The sequence below is a fragment of the Nocardia sp. XZ_19_369 genome (genome assembly GCF_015355715.1).
Classification (GTDB): Bacteria; Actinomycetota; Actinomycetes; order Mycobacteriales; family Mycobacteriaceae; genus Nocardia.
On record NZ_JACVED010000001.1, the window covers coordinates 1,051,782 to 1,069,065 of the forward strand.

At 66.1% G+C, this 17,284-nt stretch carries 13 protein-coding genes; 5 read left to right on the forward strand and 8 right to left on the reverse strand.

Annotated elements, in window-relative coordinates:
- Positions 1 to 114 precede the first annotated feature (114 nt).
- The 8 genes from IBX18_RS04885 to rpmH form a co-directional block, all read right to left on the reverse strand.
- Positions 115 to 1,134 carry a ParB/RepB/Spo0J family partition protein gene (locus IBX18_RS04885; RefSeq protein WP_107653492.1) on the reverse strand — a complete coding sequence of 340 codons (1,020 nt, stop codon included), beginning with the start codon at positions 1,132 to 1,134 and terminating at the stop codon, positions 115 to 117.
- A 70-nt stretch (positions 1,135 to 1,204) separates the two neighbouring features.
- A complete protein-coding gene (locus tag IBX18_RS04890) occupies positions 1,205 to 2,161 on the reverse strand; it encodes a ParA family protein (RefSeq protein WP_228540497.1) in 957 nt (318 codons plus the stop codon).
- A 1,967-nt stretch (positions 2,162 to 4,128) separates the two neighbouring features.
- Entirely contained in the window at positions 4,129 to 4,917 is a 789-nt protein-coding gene (gene rsmG / locus IBX18_RS04895; protein ID WP_194832478.1) for a 16S rRNA (guanine(527)-N(7))-methyltransferase RsmG, read from the reverse strand.
- Between the two features lie 114 nt (positions 4,918 to 5,031).
- A complete protein-coding gene (locus IBX18_RS04900; protein ID WP_370465417.1) occupies positions 5,032 to 5,538 on the reverse strand; it encodes a protein jag in 507 nt (168 codons plus the stop codon).
- A gap of 150 nt (positions 5,539 to 5,688) precedes the next feature.
- The gene (gene yidC, locus IBX18_RS04905) at positions 5,689 to 6,783 is read right to left on the reverse strand and encodes a membrane protein insertase YidC (protein ID WP_194832479.1); all 1,095 of its coding nucleotides are present in this window, start codon (positions 6,781 to 6,783) and stop codon (positions 5,689 to 5,691) included.
- A 4-nt stretch (positions 6,784 to 6,787) separates the two neighbouring features.
- Complete coding sequence (gene yidD, locus IBX18_RS04910) at positions 6,788 to 7,186, reverse strand: membrane protein insertion efficiency factor YidD (protein WP_135234161.1); 399 nt, start codon at positions 7,184 to 7,186, stop codon at positions 6,788 to 6,790.
- The gene (gene rnpA / locus IBX18_RS04915; RefSeq protein WP_194832480.1) at positions 7,183 to 7,599 is read right to left on the reverse strand and encodes a ribonuclease P protein component; all 417 of its coding nucleotides are present in this window, start codon (positions 7,597 to 7,599) and stop codon (positions 7,183 to 7,185) included. The genes yidD and rnpA overlap by 4 nt, the downstream gene beginning before the upstream one ends.
- A 21-nt stretch (positions 7,600 to 7,620) precedes the next feature.
- Positions 7,621 to 7,764 carry a 50S ribosomal protein L34 gene (gene rpmH / locus IBX18_RS04920; protein ID WP_005516618.1) on the reverse strand — a complete coding sequence of 48 codons (144 nt, stop codon included), beginning with the start codon at positions 7,762 to 7,764 and terminating at the stop codon, positions 7,621 to 7,623.
- A gap of 664 nt (positions 7,765 to 8,428) precedes the next feature.
- On the opposite strand from rpmH, the gene dnaA reads away from it, so the two are divergent.
- From dnaA to gyrB, 5 genes are all read left to right on the forward strand, one after another.
- Positions 8,429 to 10,507 carry a chromosomal replication initiator protein DnaA gene (gene dnaA / locus IBX18_RS04925; RefSeq protein WP_194832481.1) on the forward strand — a complete coding sequence of 693 codons (2,079 nt, stop codon included), beginning with the start codon at positions 8,429 to 8,431 and terminating at the stop codon, positions 10,505 to 10,507.
- Positions 10,508 to 11,339: 832 nt separating this feature from the next.
- The gene (gene dnaN / locus IBX18_RS04930) at positions 11,340 to 12,515 is read left to right on the forward strand and encodes a DNA polymerase III subunit beta (RefSeq protein ID WP_147139861.1); all 1,176 of its coding nucleotides are present in this window, start codon (positions 11,340 to 11,342) and stop codon (positions 12,513 to 12,515) included.
- A 222-nt stretch (positions 12,516 to 12,737) separates the two neighbouring features.
- Positions 12,738 to 13,919: a DNA replication/repair protein RecF gene (gene recF, locus IBX18_RS04935; RefSeq protein WP_135234164.1), complete on the forward strand. Its 1,182-nt coding sequence runs from the start codon at positions 12,738 to 12,740 to the stop codon at positions 13,917 to 13,919.
- A gap of 152 nt (positions 13,920 to 14,071) precedes the next feature.
- The gene (locus IBX18_RS04940) at positions 14,072 to 14,632 is read left to right on the forward strand and encodes a DUF721 family protein (RefSeq protein WP_228540499.1); all 561 of its coding nucleotides are present in this window, start codon (positions 14,072 to 14,074) and stop codon (positions 14,630 to 14,632) included.
- A gap of 597 nt (positions 14,633 to 15,229) precedes the next feature.
- Entirely contained in the window at positions 15,230 to 17,284 is a 2,055-nt protein-coding gene (gene gyrB, locus IBX18_RS04945; RefSeq protein WP_194832483.1) for a DNA topoisomerase (ATP-hydrolyzing) subunit B, read from the forward strand.

Genomic DNA, 17,284 nt, shown 5'->3' on the forward strand with positions numbered 1-17,284 from the left:
CCGTCCGGGGCGGGTCGTGTGCTCCACTAACTCACGAAAGCTGCTGCGTCACAGTGACGTTTCGGCCCTGGGCTCGTACCTGTCGCGTTCACAAGTCTATTTTGGTCACTTCTGTCACAAATCGCGCTTGCTCTGTTCCATTAAGCTGACGATCCGCTCGAGGTCGTCGACCGAGCCGAACTCCACGACGATCCGCCCTTTGCGCTTGCCCATGCTCACGATGACCCGGGTGTCGAACGAACCCGACAACCGGTCGGCCACATCCTGCAAACCCGGCATGTGAATCGGCTTGCGCTGCGGGGTCGGCGGGGCAGCAGGATCGGGAGCGGGCGTCGTCTCCTGGTTCGCGAGGATGACCGCCTCCTCGGTGCTCCGCACGGAGAGCCCCTCGGCGACAACGCGCTTGGCTAGTTCCTCCTGCGCGTCCGCTCCCGCGGTCAGCCCGAGTAGGGCACGCGCGTGTCCGGCCGACAGCACGCCCGCCGCCACCCGCCGCTGCACCGAGATCGGCAGCTTCAGCAGACGGATCATGTTGGTCACGGCAGAGCGGGAACGGCCGATGCGATCGGCGAGCACCTCGTGGGTCACGCCGAACTCTTCGAGCAGCTGCTGATAGGCCGCCGCCTCTTCCAGCGGGTTGAGTTGCACCCGGTGGATGTTCTCCAGCAAGGCATCGCGCAGCATCGACTCGTCCGCGGTATCCCGGACGATCGCCGGGATCGCGGCGAGGCCCGCGACCTGCGAAGCGCGCCACCGGCGTTCGCCCATCACGAGCTGATACTTGTCGACACCCGGTTCGACCCGACGCACCACGATCGGCTGCATCAGGCCGAATTCCTTGATCGAGTGCACCAACTCGTCCAGCGCCTCCGCCTCGAACACCTGGCGCGGCTGCTTCGGATTGGGCTCGATCTGTTCCGGCGGAATCTCGCGGTAGGTCGCGCCGCCGGGGGAGAGGTCGTCCTCCGCCGGGTCCGGGACCCGATGCAGATAGGCCGAAGCGGGCTGCGGCCCGATCGGGTCCAGACCGATGACGCTGGCCGCTTGACTGCTGAGCCCCGGCGCCGCCGCCGGTCCCGTCGGGATCAACGCGGCAAGACCGCGTCCTAGCCCACCCTTCTTCGCCTGACTCATCGGTCCACTGACCCCTTCCTCGTTCCGCCACCAAACCGGGTCTTGCCGACCCGGCTCTCATCCAGCCAGCTCACTCCGCGGCTTCGGCCGCGGCATGCGCCATCGCCGTTGCCCTGGCCGCCATTTCGCGTCCGGCATCGAGGTAGCTCATCGCGCCTCGGGAGCCTGGATCATAATCGAGCACCGTCATTCCGTAGCCCGGTGCCTCGGACACCTTCACGCTGCGCGGAATCACCGACCGCAGCACCACGTCGCCGAAGTGTCCGCGCACCTCCTCGGCGACCTGGTCGGCCAGCTTGGTCCGGCCGTCGTACATCGTGAGGATCACGGTCGACACGTGTAAATCGGGATTCAGGTGCGCCTGCACCAGACCGATATTGCGGAGCAACTGCCCGACACCCTCCAGCGCGTAGTACTCGCACTGGATCGGGATCAGCACCTCCTTGGCCGCGACCATCGCGTTGACGGTCAGCAGGCCGAGCGACGGCGGGCAGTCGATCATCACGTAGTCGATGTCGTAGCCCGCGATGTTGGCCTCCTGGATGGCGGCCTTGAGCCGGCCCTCCCTGGCCACCATCGACACCAGTTCGATCTCCGCGCCGGCCAGATCGATGGTCGCCGGGATGCACAGCAACCGCTCGTTGTGCGGGCTCTGCTGGATCGCGTCCCTGACCGACACCTCGCCGATCAGCAGTTCGTAGCTGGACGGCACACCCGAATGGTGCTCGATGCCGAGGGCGGTGCTGGCGTTGCCCTGCGGGTCCAGATCGATCACGAGGACGGTCATCCCCTGATGCGCCAGGGCGGCCGCGAGATTCACCGCGGTGGTCGTCTTACCGACGCCGCCCTTCTGATTGGCGATGGTGATGATGCGTTGCTCGTGCGGTTTCTGCACTGTCACCTTTCCTGGATGGAGAATCTGGCTGGCGCGTTGTGCTTCGGCCGCGATCGGGGTCTCGCTGGGGGAGATGTTCCCAAACGGTGTGCTTCCGAATGTCTCCGTGTCGAAATTGCTGGAGTCCAGCATTCCCGGCACGCGCGACGTAGTTTCCCGTGAAACATTCGCCGGACCGCTCGACATAGACAGCTCCTAACCCGAGAACTTCAGATCACGCTTCCGACGAGCGTCGGCGCCGTGTCATCAAACAGCTGGTGTCGGTTCGAACATGATGCTCAACCGGGTTCGCGGCGCCCGATCGACCGAGCGGAGCTCTCGTCGCGACACCAATTCCTCCGTGGCACCTACGCTCACGCCCGACGACCACTAGCTTGCCAGCCGCGAGCAGGATAGGAAAGCTGAATCGCGGCAATGTACGCAGGACACGCCAATCTGTCCTCATTCGGCCACCGATCCCCGATGTTTCACATGAAACCCGGGTTCCGCCAAGGGGTTGCCGGACTGATCGTCGCGGTGGAAGTCCGGCACGATGCGCGGCTACCGCACCCGCTGGACAACTTGTCGGCGTAGCCGAATCTGGGTGTGAAGCGACTCAGGCGCCAGCTCGCCGTTTGATGTGAACCCGCCTCTCGAACCATGAGGCGTGTTGCCGGGCGGAGGGGGACAGACCGCTTTCGTTTCCCGTGAAACATCCGACGGGGTTGCTTCGACGTTCGAGCCGATTGCCGGGATGCGTCCCACAACGGTTGAGCGTCCGCACACAACGTTCAGCCGCGCCGCCGAAGCAGCCACCACCTCCGCCAGCGATGCGTCACGTGACTCCCGCAGCCGGGACCCCAAGCCTCCAACTCTTCGGACCCAGAATCCAAGTTCTCGTTTCATGTGAAACAAGGAGAGGACTTACTCGACGGGGCACCGCTTCCCCGACCGCCACTTACCCCCATGGCCGAATCTCCACCCGTCGCAAACTAACCGGCGGTTGCTCAAAAGCGAAACGAATCAACCGTGCGCGCGCCAAACGATGAGCGCGGGGGGAGACCACCCCGATCTTCTCCGCGCAGCTGACCCGATCCTGATACGCAATCCGTTTCACGTGAAACCGCCGTACCCGAGTAGGCGCAGCGGAGAAGTAACGGCCACGCACTTGCCCACGTCTCCGCGCGCCCGTCGGTCGACGACCAACGGCACAGCGGACCCGCCGACCCAGTTCAATCCACAGATCTCTGGACGCCTCACCCGACGGCCATCTCGAGGCCAGCTCCACACCTCAGCCCGGCCGACCCGCATCACCTTTCGCGCGGACCCCGCCCCTCCTCGGACTGGGGTCAGTCCCCGCGCCTACGGACCCCACGACCGCGCGGGATACGAACTGCACACCGAGAGGAACGCACGGGACCCGGCCCGGTAAACCGACGAACTTTAACTGACCCCCAGCAACTCACGCACTAACGCAACTCCCAGAAATGCAGTCCGGCAGACCCCCGCAGCCAATTGACTTTGGCGCTTGACGCACGGGGCCCAGGCGCTGCTCGACCCTTCTGTCCACTGGATCGAGAACTGAGACCGCAGAGGATCCGTGAGGCTGTCAGTTATCTCGGGGAGCTCCGCGGGTACCAGTCTGCGATGCCGGTGATCCTGACTGCCGGACTCGCGGGGTCTAGCGGCCCCGCCGAGTGTCCGGCTCCGTCGGATGGTCTGGCCCGGCCGGGTACAAAGATGCGGCGGTGTGCGGGACTGTCGGTGCGCTCAGTGCGTGAGGGGACGACAACAGCTGGCCCCGCTACTTCATCGAGCGGGGGGCTGGCGAGATTCGCTGCGAAAGCCGTCTTGCCTCCGCCGCTCGTCTGTTGGTGATGGGTCAGCTCCGGTTAGGTGAGGAGTAGGCGATGCACTCTCGGACCCGGCACGGCAGCGGTCTAGCGAACGCGCGGGCTCACCCGGTACGCGTCGCAAACACCGACTGGTTCATACGCCGACAGCCCGCGGCAACTAGCGCGGCAGGGATCCCGTTGCGGGGAGCAACAACTCCCATGCTTCACGTGAAACCGTCCGAGTCAGATGACCCCGCACACGCGGATCGCAACGCCCGACTACTCCTACTTCGCCTTCCGGATCCGACCCGCCGCAGGCTTGTCAGCGCGCTTCGCCGCCCTCGCCTCTCGGCGCGCGGTCGCCTTCTCGCCCCGTGGTCGATGCGCGCGCTCGGCGCGGGGGAGGCGTTCGGCGCTGATGATGAGGGTGGGAATGGAGACGAGCCCGGCGCCGCATTCGACGACCATTGCGTTGCCGGCACCGGCACGGGTGAGCGCCTCACCGTCGCGCTCGAGTTCCTCGGCGGCGCTGACACCTTTGAGGGCGAGCATCCGGCCGTGGTCGCGGAGCAGGGGTAGGGACCACTGGGCAAGCTTGCCGAGGGGGGCGACGGCGCGGGAGGTGACGACGTCGGCGCCGCCTGCTTCTTTCATGACACCGGACTGTTCGGCCCGGCCGCGCACTACGGTGACGTCGAGGCCAGCCGCCTCGATGAACTCGCTCAGGAAGATGGTGCGGCGCAGCAGCGGTTCGACCAGGGTGATGCGGAGGTCCGGTCGGGCGATGGCCAACGGGATGCCGGGGAGGCCGGCGCCGCTGCCGATGTCGACCACGGAGGAACCTTCGGCGATCAGTTCGCCGATCACCGCGCAGTTGAGGATGTGGCGATCCCAGAGGCGGGGTACCTCGCGGGGGCCGATCAGCCCGCGCTCGACGCCTGCGGTCGCGAGGGCCGCGCAGTACTGGCGCGCGAGATCGAGTCGGTCGCCGAACACCGCGGCGGCCGAGGCTGGGGGTTCCAGCTCGGCGGGCAACGCGGTGGTTCCACCGAGATCTCGTTCCACGTGAAACATCCTTCCGAACTCGAATCGGACACGAACAAGGCCCCCGATCCGAAGACCAGAGGCCCTATCCAACCACTTCCCGTCAGGGTGACGAAATGCGCCGTGCCCTAACGTGTCCGGCACTCAGGCCGGAACGACCACCACATGCCGGTTCGGCTCGACGCCTTCGCTCTCGCTGTTGACGCCGTCGATCACCGCCACCGCGTCGTGCACGATCTTGCGCTCGAACGGAGTCATCGGCGCCAGCGACTCCGGCGCCCCCGACTCCAGCACCCGCTGCGCGGCGGCGGTGCCGAGCGCGCTCAGGTCTTCGCGGCGCTTGGCGCGCCAACCGGCCACGTCCAGCATCAGCCTGCTGCGCACACCGGTCGCCTGCTGCACCGCCAGCCGGGTCAATTCCTGTAGCGCGTCCAGCGTCTCGCCGTTGCGGCCCACCAGCTTTGACAGATCCCGGCCACCGTCGATGCTCACGATGGCGCGGTCGCCCTCCACGTCGAGGTCGATGTCGCCGTCGAAGTCGAGCACGTCGAGCAACTGCTCCAGGTAGTCGCCCGCGATTTCGCCCTCTTCGATCAGGGCTTCCTCGGCATCGTTCACGACATCGTCGGCGTCCGTTTCCGCGTTCACCATCGTCGTCGCCACTGTGGCGTCCCCTCCGTCGGTCTCAACTGTCATTTGATTTCCTTCATCTGCTCATCACGCTCGCCGTGCGCTCGCCGCCGGACGGTGCGCGATCAAGGGGTTGCTCAGCGTGGTGGCCCGCCGGCCACCGAAATGCGATCAGCGTCGGCGTTTTTGGTTCGCTCGGCCCCGGTTGCCCGGACGCTTCTGGCCACCCGGCCTGCGCTGTCCCGCGGCCTTGCCGGTGGACTTGCCGGTCCCGTTGGTGGAGGGGGAAGCGTCGACCGCGTCCACAGCGTCTGTGGCGTCCTCGACAGCATCGGTAGCCGTCTTCTTCCGGGTGTTGACCGGCTTGGCGCCTGGCTTCGGCGCGTTCTGCGCCCGCTGCTCGATCTTGGCCTGCTTCTTGGCCTCTTCTTCCTTCTCCATCTTGCCGAAGACGAGGTGCTGCTGGCCGTAGGTCCAGATGTTGTTGGAAACCCAGTACAGGAGGATGGCGATCGGCAGGAACGGACCACCGACCATCACGCCGAGCGGGAAGACCCACAGCGCAAGCTTGTTCATCATCGCGGCCTGCGGGTTGGCGGCCGCCTCCGGCGTCTGCCGGGCGACCGAGGCGCGCGCGTTGAAGTGGGTGGCCAGACCGGCGATGATCATCAGCGGGATCGCCACGGCAGCGATGGCCACCTTGCTCGGGACGCCGCCGTCGATGGCGAAGGCCTGCAGCTCGGAGTTCGGGATGGTGATGAAGGCCGAGATGGGTGCGCCGAAGATGCGGGCGCTCAGGAAGGACTGGACGTCGGCCGCGTTGAAGACGTAGTTGGGCGTGTTCGCGTTCTCGGTGATCGAGAGCCCCAGCTGGCCGAAGCCGTGGCCGGTGCGGTTGAACGAGCGCAGCACATGGAACAGACCGAGGAACACCGGCACCTGCGCCAGGATCGGCAGGCAGCCCATCAGCGGGTTGAAGCCGTGGTCCTTCTGCAGCTTCTGCATCTCGACCGCCATCTTCTGGCGGTCGTTCTTGTACTTCTTCTGCAGCTCCTTGATCTGGGGCTGCAGCTCCTGCATCTGCTTGGTGGTGCGCACCTGCTTCACGAACGGCTTGTAGAGCAGCACTCGGAGGGTGAACACCAGGAACACGACGGCCAGCGCCCAGGCAAGGCCACTGTCCTTACCGAGGCCGGGCACTGCGGCAAAAACCCGGTGCCAGAACCACAAGATCCAGGACACCGGATAATAAATGAAGTCGAGCACGGCTCTATGCACTCCCGTCGTTCGTATCGCCGATCACCGCGCGCGGTGATCCTTTCCAAGCGTTCGGCTCCGACACCGGATCGGCCTGCAGGCTGGTTTCCTGCGGCGCCGGCTCGGTGGCTGCCACGGTCCCAGGTGCGGTGCGAACGGTGCTTCGCTTCCGCTCCGGAACGGGGTCCCACCCACCAGGGTGCCAGGGCGCACATTTGGCCAGTCGCACGGCTGCCAATCCGAGGCCGACGAACAGCCCGCGCGTCCGCAATGCGGTGACCGCGTACTCGCTGCAGGTCGGGGTGAATCGGCACACCGGCATGCGGGTGGGGGAGACGTAGGTCCGATACAACTCGATCAGAAAGATCAGTGCGTTCGCCGGTAACCGGCCGATCTTCGCGGGCAGGCTCATGCCGGACCGGCTCCCGCTGAGCCGACACCGAGCTTGCGCACCGCGCCACGCAGCTGGCGCAACAGCTCCTCGGCGGAGGCGTCGGCCGCACCGGGCAGCGCACGGATCACGATATCGGTGTCGGCGGGCAGCTCGGGAATCATCTGGCCGCACATATGACGCAGGCGGCGGGCTACACGGTGTCGAATCACCGCGTTGCCCACCGCCTTGCTGACGATCAGCCCGAAGCGCGGCCCGCCTACGCGGACCAGCGCACCGGCTGGATCACCATGTCGTCCATCTACGTCCACGACTCCGTCATACCCGTGCGTGAGCACGTGCACGACCACATCGCGCCTCCCGATTCGCTGGCCGCGGCGCACCGTCCGGGAGAAGTCGGCACGATGATGCAACCGATACGACTCAGGCAACACCCGAGCGTCCGCGAGCGAGGATCAGGCAGTGAGTTCGGCGCGGCCCTTGCGGCGGCGCGCCGAAACGATGGCGCGACCCGCACGGGTACGCATCCGGAGACGGAAGCCGTGGACGCGCGCCCGACGACGGTTGTTCGGCTGGAACGTCCGCTTGCCCTTGGCCACGGTCAACACTCCTCGAGTCAGTGGGCATCAGTTGATGCCCGAAGCTTTTTCGGTGAAACAGGTATTCGCGATGAATCGCAGGTCTGGTCATCATCGGCGCGTCGGTCTTGGCGCACAGTCGGTCGATCACGACCCACACGCGGTCAGCACAAGACCGCCACCGCACCAAAGGGTGACTGTACGAGGGTACTGATCGCCTAGGAGCGGGTCAAACTCGCCCCACCCGGGCTGCCCCGATCGCCCGACCAGCAGGAACCGCGGTGCCCACACTCCAAGGCTGTGCATATCACTGTCCAGCCCTGTGAGTATTACCGTGAGTTCGTCCACACCCCTAGCCACGCCCGACCGCATCGGCAACCTGCTTTGCCGAAGGGTTGCTACACAACCGCAGGTCAGAGCGTTATCCACCGGACGCGCAGCCGCATTTCACAACTCCCCAGGGTTCTCCACATCTGTGGATAATTGTGTGGAAAGACCCCTGGAGTGGCATATTCGTAGGGCCGACGGTGCCACGCCGCGGCCCGGAATGGGGATCCGGGCAGCGTCCGGACCGGTTACGGACGTATGCGGGATCACGGTACCGATCGAGCATGGTCGTCACCACCACCTCCCCGCCTGCCCCGACCGTCTGCTCCTATCGACCTACTTCCGGGGAGGAAACTGCATGGACGACGAGCAGGACGTGTTGGCCACGGTGTGGCCCGAGGTAGTTGCCGAGCTGACCACCGGCTCATCCGACGGTGCCATTCCGCCGGTGACCCGAGCGCAGCAGGCCTGGCTGAAACTGGTCAAGCCACTGACGGTGGCGCAGGGGTTCGCCCTGCTCTCGGTGCCTTCCTCGTTGGCTCAAGAAGCCATCGAACGCGATCTGCGCGAGCCGATCCTGCGGTCACTGGCCCGGCGCCTCGGCCCCCAGGTGGAAGGGCTCGGCGTGCGCATCGCCGCGCCGGCCGCCCAGAGCACCGAGCGGGCAGGCAACAACCCGCGGCACGCCAGGATGACGAGCACGCCCGAACGTTCCAGGGACAACGGGCACCGAGAGAACGGTCCCCGCGATACCGGCCATCGCGACAACGGGCCCAGGGACAACGGTCATCGGGACAACGGGCCCAGGGACAACGGTCCCCGCGACAATGGACCTCGCGACAGCGGACGTGGCGACAACAGCCGCGGCCAAGCCGGTTACCCCGGCGGCGAGTACCAAGGCCGCGACGATTACCAGCAGCCGCGCTACGCCCAGACCAACGAGTACGCACAAACCCCCAGCTACAACAGCGGATCCGACTACTCCGACGGCGAGTACGCGCCGGAGTACGCGTCCGCGGGGGAGTACGACCGGCAGGACTACGGCCACGACGAATACCCGGTCCGCGACGAATACGCCCCCCAGGCCGACCTGCAGTCCGCGCAGCGCCACGAACCCACCCCCGCGCAGCGCCGCGAACAAGGCCTGCCCCCGCGCCGCGAATCGATCCCGCCCGGCCAGGAGTCGCTGTTCACACCCGACCCAGGCCCCGCCGCCGTGCGCGGTCCGGTCCGGGCGCCCGTGCGCGAGGCGCAGTCCGACGATCCCGGCCTGGCGGCCGCGCACGAGTCGGTCCGTGAGTCGGAGAACCCGCGGTCCGACCGCGACGACGAGCCCGTGGTCAACGCCCGTAACTCCTGGCCGACCTACTTCACCAAGTCGCAGGAGAGCTCGGCGCCGTCGAGTTCCTCGGCCAGCCTGAATGCGAAGTACACCTTCGAGACGTTCGTCATCGGCGCGTCCAACCGCTTCGCGCACGCCGCCGCGGTCGCCATCGCGGAGGCGCCCGCGCGCGCCTACAACCCGCTGTTCGTCTGGGGCGCTTCGGGTTTGGGCAAGACGCACCTACTACACGCGGCCGGCCACTACGCCCAGCGGCTGTTTCCCGGCATGCGGGTGAAGTACGTCTCGACCGAAGAGTTCACCAACGACTTCATCAACAGCCTGCGGGACGACCGGAAGGTGGCGTTCAAGCGCCGCTACCGCGAGACCGACATCCTGCTGGTCGATGACATCCAGTTCATCGAGGGCAAGGAAGGCATCCAGGAAGAGTTCTTCCACACCTTCAACACCCTGCACAACGCCAACAAGCAGATCGTCGTCTCCTCGGACCGCCCGCCCAAGCAGCTGGCCACGCTGGAAGAGCGGCTGCGGACTCGGTTCGAGTGGGGTCTGATCACCGACGTGCAGCCGCCCGAGCTGGAGACCCGCATCGCCATCCTGCGCAAGAAGGCGCGGATGGACCGGCTCGACGTGCCGCACGACGTGATGGAACTGATCGCCACCAGGGTCGAACGCAATATCCGTGAGCTGGAGGGCGCGCTGATCCGGGTGACCGCGTTCGCCTCGCTGAACGGGCAACCGCTGGATCTGCCGCTGGCCGAGGTCGTGCTGCGCGACCTGATGCCCGATACCGCGGCGCTGGAGATCAACGCGGCGACGATCATGGCGGTCACCGCCGAGTACTTCAACACCACGCTCGAGGAGCTGACCGGGCCGGGCAAGGCGCGGCCGCTGGCACAGGCCCGCCAGATCGCCATGTACCTGTGCCGCGAGCTCACCGATCTGTCCCTGCCCAAGATCGGTCAGGCGTTCGGCCGCGACCACACCACGGTGATGTACGCGGAGAAGAAAATCCGCAAGGAGATGACCGAGCGGCGTCGGGTGTACGACCAGGTCCAAGAACTAACAGCCCGAATCAAACAGCGCTCGCGCTGAGCTTTACTAACAACCGAGCACCGCCCTGACCTGGGGCGGTGCTTTTTTTGCCCTGTGGATTCCTCGAGGAATTCTTGTGGAGTCCTCGAGGAATCCACCGGTTTGTGCACCGATTGGCTAACAGGTGTGGGGATGGACTGTGCGGGCTCCGCTAACAGGGCTTCATCCCCAGCATCCCCAGCCCGACTTGCGCACAGGCGGTGACCAGCGCGGCGTTCGGTCACGGGGTTGGGGAATCCTCGAGGAGTCCATGTGGAGTCCTCGAGGATTCCTCGAGTTGTCCACGTATCGGTACACACGTGTGAACAACCGGGTGAATTCGGTGGAACAACTCGAGGAGCACTCGAGGATGAATGTGGGACAACTTCGGAACTCCACAGACGCCCCTCGTTCATCCTCGAGACACCCTCTGCTCATCCCCACGGCACCACGCCCGTTGACCAGCGGATACGGCGTCAGTGCACAGATTCCACAGTGCCTACTACTACTTCAGTTCTTCTCCTAGAAGAACTCTCTTGAAAACAGGTGTGTGGAAAGTCGGTCGAAGAGGGTCACGTCTCGAGGGACTCCTGTCCCCAGGCAAGGAGAAGAGCCGGCCCCCGTCTCTCCTTGCTCGGCTCGAGACTCACCTGCCGCCATCTAGCGGGTCGGACTAGGCCATAGCTCCAGTCGCGGGTACGGTTTGTTGTCGGTCGCCTGTGCCACACTTTTGATGGCGGCCGATCCAGCACCCTTCGCGAACAACCAACGTTGAACGAGCCGACAGGCTTGGAGGACGAATGTCCGGCCACCGCATAACAGCTCACGGAACTGGGAGAGGACAGATCGGGCGATGGAGCTTGCAAGCATGAAGTTTCGGGTCGCCCGAGAGGACTTCGCGGAATCCGTTGCCTGGGTGGCGCGTAGCCTCCCGTCCCGGCCTCCCGTGCCCGTACTCGGCGGTGTGCTGCTGGTGGCCGACGACAGCGGGCTCACCGTCTCCGGCTTCGACTACGAGGTCTCCGCGCAGATGCGCGTCGCCGCCGAGGTCGCCGGCCCCGGCGAGGTGCTCGTCTCCGGCAGACTGCTCGCCGACATCACCAAGGCGCTGTCGAACAAGCCGGTCGACGTCTCCGTCGACGGCACCCGCGTGCTGATCAGTTGTGGCAGTGCGAAGTTCTCCCTGCCGACCATGCCGGTCGAGGACTATCCCCAGCTTCCCGAGGTACCGCAGCAGTCCGGCGAATTGAGCGTCGAGGTGTTCGCCAACGCGGTCGGCCAGGTCGCCGTCGCGGCGGGCCGGGACGACACGCTGCCGATGCTCACCGGTATCCGCGTCGAGATCGAGGGCTCGAAGGTGGTGCTCGCGGCCACCGACCGATTCCGTCTCGCGGTCCGGCACATCGAGTGGTCGCCCGCCGACGCGAATATCGAGACCGCCGTGCTCATCCCGGCCAGGACGCTGTCCGAGGCAGGCAAGACACTGGGCACCTCCGATGCCCCCGTGCAGCTTTCGCTCGGCACCGGTGCCGGCTCGGATGGCCTGCTCGGCATCGTGAACGCGGGCCGCCGGACCACCACCCGGCTGCTCGATGCCGAGTTCCCGAAGTTCCGTCAGCTGCTGCCGAAGGAACACACCTCCATCGCCACCCTGCAGGTGTCGGTGCTGACCGAGGCCATCAAGCGCGTCGCCCTGGTCGCCGAGCGTGGTGCCCAGGTGCGCCTGGAGTTCTCCACCGAGGGCCTGCAACTGTCCGCGGGTGGGGACGACGCCGGTCGCGCCGAGGAATGGCTCGAGGCCGACTTCCGCGGCGAATCGCTGACCATCGCGTTCAACCCGGGCTACCTGATCGACGGTCTGTCCGCGCTGCACGCCGAGCGGGTCACCTTCGGGTTCACCACGCCGAGCCGGCCCGCGGTGCTGCTGCCCGCGGTCGACGAGGAGCCGAAGGTGCTCGAGTCAGGTGCGTTCGCCGCGCTGGACAGTCCGTACACCTACCTGTTGATGCCGGTCCGGCTGCCGGGCTGAACGCCTGTGCACGACCGCGATCCGGGCTCGTCTCCTGCCTCGGCCGCTGCGAAACCGGTAGCGCCGCTGTGGGATTCGGCAACACGACGGTCGAGGTGGACGCTATTCATGCACAGGTCTTCCACACACTGTGGGTGGGCGTCGGTCACCTCGGCGCCCACGTCCAAGAGTTGTGCACAACATCGTAGGACCGAATTCGTGCAGGTAGGGGCCGGATAGCGGATGTTCATCCGAACACTGTCACTGCGTGACTTCCGCTCCTGGGAACACGCCGAACTCGAATTATCCCCAGGCCGAACGGTTTTCCTCGGCTCGAACGGCAACGGCAAGACCAACCTGCTCGAGGCGATCGGCTACCTGGCCACCCTCGGCTCGCATCGGGTCGCGGCCGACGCCCCGCTGATCAGGCTGGGTGCCGACAAGGCCCGAATCGGCGCCTCCGTGGTCAACAGCGGCCGCGAACTGCGGATCGACATCGAGCTGAATCAGGGCGCCGCCAACCGTGCCCAGATCAATCGGTCGCCGGCCCGCAGGCCGCGGGAGATCCTCGGCATCCTGCAGACGGTGCTGTTCGCTCCGGAGGATCTCGCACTGGTGCGCGGCGATCCGGGGGAGCGCCGCCGGTTCATGGACGAGTTGTGCACAGCCCGCCTGCCCAGGCTCGCCGCCGTCCGCAGCGACTACGACCGGGTATTGCGGCAGCGCTCGGCGCTGTTGAAATCCGCTGGGCGGCAAGCCAGATCGAAGACGGAGCTCGGCACCCTCGATGTGTGGGACGGCCACCTGGCCACGCACGCCTCGGTGCTGCTGACCTACCGGCTGCGCCTGGTGCACGATCTGTACCCGTACCTCGCGCAGTCCTACGCCGCCATCGCCCCTGAATCCCGGCCTGCCGCAATCGCTTACCGCAGTGCCACGCTGCCGCCCGAATTCCTGGACCCCGCAAGGGAACCCCAGCCGGACGACACCGAGGCGCTGGAGGCGATCATGCTGCGCGAGCTCGCCGCCGCCCGGCCGAAAGAGCTGGAACGTGGTGTGTGCCTGGTCGGTCCGCACCGCGACGAGCTCGACCTGAACCTCGGTGACGCACCGGCCAAGGGTTTCGCCAGCCACGGCGAATCATGGTCGTTCGCCCTCGCGCTGCGCCTCGGCGCGTTCGAACTGCTGCGCGCCACCGGCTCCGAACCCGTGCTGCTGCTCGATGACGTCTTCGCCGAACTCGACCGCCGCCGCCGCACCGCCCTCGCGGCCGTCGCGGCGGGCGCGGAACAGGTCCTGATCACCGCGGCGGTGCCCGAGGACGTGCCTGCCGAACTCGCCGCCGTGCCCCTGCGCGTGGAAACCAGCGGCGGACCGGACGGCCGAACCTCCAGGATCGCCGAGCCCGCCACACCGTCACCGTGACGATCGCGTTCGCACTATGACGTATGCACAGAAAAGCATGGTTATCAACAGGTCCTGTTGATAACTAGTGCGTTCGGTGCCGTGCCCGGAGCGGCCGTTTTGTCGGTGCCTTGTCGTAGAGTGACCCTCTGGCCGCGCGATACGAGAGGAGCCTGGTGACCGATCAACAAGGCGCCGAACCGGCAGGTAAAGAGCCGGAGTTGCGCGGTATCGATCTGGCCAGGCGGGCGCTGGAAGAGGCCCGCGCGGCGGCGAAGGCGAGCGGTAAGTCGGTCGGGCAGGGGCGATCCTCCCCACAGCGGAAGCTGCGGACGGGGGCGCGCAGGCGCAGCGGCTGGTCGGGGGCCGGACCGGATGCCCGCGATCCCCAGCCGTTCGGCAAGCTGACCGGCTCGCTGGCCAAGAATCGCGGCTGGTCCACCAAGGTCGCCGAGGGGATGGTGTTCGGCCGTTGGGCCGGCGTCGTCGGCGAGGACATCGCCTCGCACGCCACGCCGTTGACCTTGAAGGACAACGTGCTGAGCATCGCCGCCGAATCCACCGCGTGGGCAACCCAATTGCGCATGTTGCAGAGCCAGATCCTGGCGAAGATCAACGCCGCGGTCGGCCCGGGCGTCGTGACCTCGCTCAAGATCACCGGCCCCGCCGCGCCCAGCTGGCGCAAGGGGGAACGTCATGTCAGAGGCCGCGGACCCCGCGATACCTACGGATAGACCCATGGGCGTTCCACGTGAAACCGCGTCTCGGTATCGCTCGATGCGCCAACGGATTTCGCCCGAGCGGTAAGTAGCTGGATTGTGCCGACAGCAGCCCAGCGCCCCGCAGTCGACCACACTCGAACTTCGCGCAACCTCGTCCCACCCCGAATAGTTGATCTCCCGCCCTGCTCGCAGCCTGTTCCGCGGCCGGGCGCCGACAGCGCACAGCACCCGGCGAGCCTCGTGAGTAACTCCTCGGCTACGCCCGCGAGCCCGGAAATACGGGCATTCCGCCCCGTCGGCGTGCGCGGCGCCGGTGGCCCGTCGACACGCACCGCCCGAATCCTCCCAGAGGCGAGTGAAAGCCCCGGAGGGCGGAACAGACTCGCCGCAATCCGATTTCTCGCATTCACGGAGCTGTCAGGGGTGTCGTAGGTGCGCTGTAGGTTGGGTGTACCAGTAGGATGGTGACGTAACTAGCGGCGATCACCTTCGGCGCGTTCCGTACCGCCCGCGTGGCCCTGTATTTCTCGAGCAGTCATGACCAGGGACCAACGCGTGCTGTGCAGTGCCCCGCCAGGAGGATCAGCAAGTAAGGAGAGCTACCGACCAGTGGCTGCCAACGACTCCAACGCATCGGGCTCGACCAACGCTTCCTCGGGCAAGGCGGATTACGGCGCCTCGTCGATCACGGTCCTCGAGGGACTCGAGGCGGTCCGCAAGCGTCCCGGCATGTACATCGGTTCCACCGGTGAGCGTGGCCTGCACCACCTGATCTGGGAGGTCGTCGACAACTCCGTCGACGAGGCGATGGCCGGGTACGCCACCCGGGTCGATGTCACGCTGCTCGCCGACGGCGGCGTCGAGGTGGTCGACGACGGCCGCGGTATTCCGGTGGCCATGCACGCGCAGGGTGTCCCGACCATCGAGGTGGTCATGACCCAGCTGCACGCGGGCGGCAAGTTCGACTCCGACTCCTACGCGGTGTCCGGTGGTCTGCACGGCGTCGGTATCTCCGTGGTGAACGCGCTGTCCTCCCAGCTGGAGGCGGAGATCCACCGCGACGGGTACCACTGGACCCAGACCTACAAGGATTCGGTCCCCGGCAAGCTGCTCCAGGGTGATCCGTCCAAGCAGACCGGCACCACGATCCGCTTCTGGGCCGATCCGAACATCTTCGAGACGACCACCTACAACTTCGAGACCGTGGCCCGCAGGCTGCAGGAGATGGCGTTCCTCAACAAGGGACTGACCATCACGCTCACCGACGAGCGCGTCACCGACGCCGAGGTCACCGACGAGGTGGTCAGCGAGACGGCCGACGCGCCGAAGCACGCGGAGGCCGAAGACGCCACCGCACCGGTCGAGCACAAGGTGAAGAAGCGCACCTACCACTACCCGGGTGGCCTGGAGGACTTCGTCCGCCACATCAACCGGACCAAGCAGCCGATCCACAACTCGGTCGTCGGGTTCACCGGCAAGGGCACCGGCCACGAGCTCGAGGTCGCCATGCAGTGGAACTCGGGTTACTCCGAGTCGGTGCACACCTTCGCCAACACCATCAACACCCACGAGGGCGGCACCCACGAAGAGGGCTTCCGCGCTGCGCTGACCACGGTGGTCAACAAGTACGCCAAAGACAAGAAGCTGCTCAAGGAGAAAGACGGCAACCTCACCGGTGACGACATCCGCGAGGGCCTGGCCGCCATCGTGAGCGTCAAGGTCTCCGAGCCGCAGTTCGAAGGCCAGACCAAGACCAAGCTCGGCAACACCGAGGTCAAGTCCTTCGTGCAGAAAGCGTGCAACGAGCACCTGTCGCACTGGTTCGAAGCCAACCCGGCCGACGCGAAGACCATTGTGAACAAGGCGGTCTCGTCGGCGCAGGCGCGGGTCGCCGCCCGCAAGGCCCGGGAGTTGGTGCGCCGTAAGAGCGCAACCGACCTGGGTGGTCTGCCGGGCAAGCTGGCTGATTGCCGGTCCAAGGATCCGAGTAGGTCCGAGATTTACATCGTCGAGGGTGACTCCGCCGGTGGTTCGGCCAAGTCCGGGCGTGACTCGATGTATCAGGCGATCCTGCCGTTGCGCGGAAAGATCATCAATGTCGAGAAGGCCCGTATCGATCGGGTGTTGAAGAACAACGAAGTCCAGTCGATCATCACCGCGTTCGGTACCGGTATCCACGACGAGTTCGATATCGCCAAGCTGCGCTATCACAAGATCGTGCTGATGGCCGACGCCGACGTCGACGGTCAGCACATCGCGACTTTGCTGTTGACATTGCTGTTCCGGTTCATGCGCCCGCTGGTCGAGCAGGGGCATGTGTATCTGGCCCAGCCGCCGCTGTACAAGCTTAAGTGGCAGCGCAGCGATCCGGAGTTCGCCTACTCCGACCGCGAACGCGACGGTCTGCTCGAGGCCGGCCTCGCGGCGGGCAAGAAGATCAACAAGGAAGACGGCGTCCAGCGCTACAAGGGTCTCGGCGAGATGAACGCCAAGGAACTGTGGGAGACCACCATGGATCCGTCGGTGCGCGTGCTCAAGCTGGTCACCCTGGACGACGCCGCCGCGGCCGACGAGCTGTTCAGCGTGCTGATGGGTGAGGACGTTGAGGCCCGCCGCAGCTTCATCACCCGTAATGCCAAGGACGTTCGCTTCCTCGACGTATAA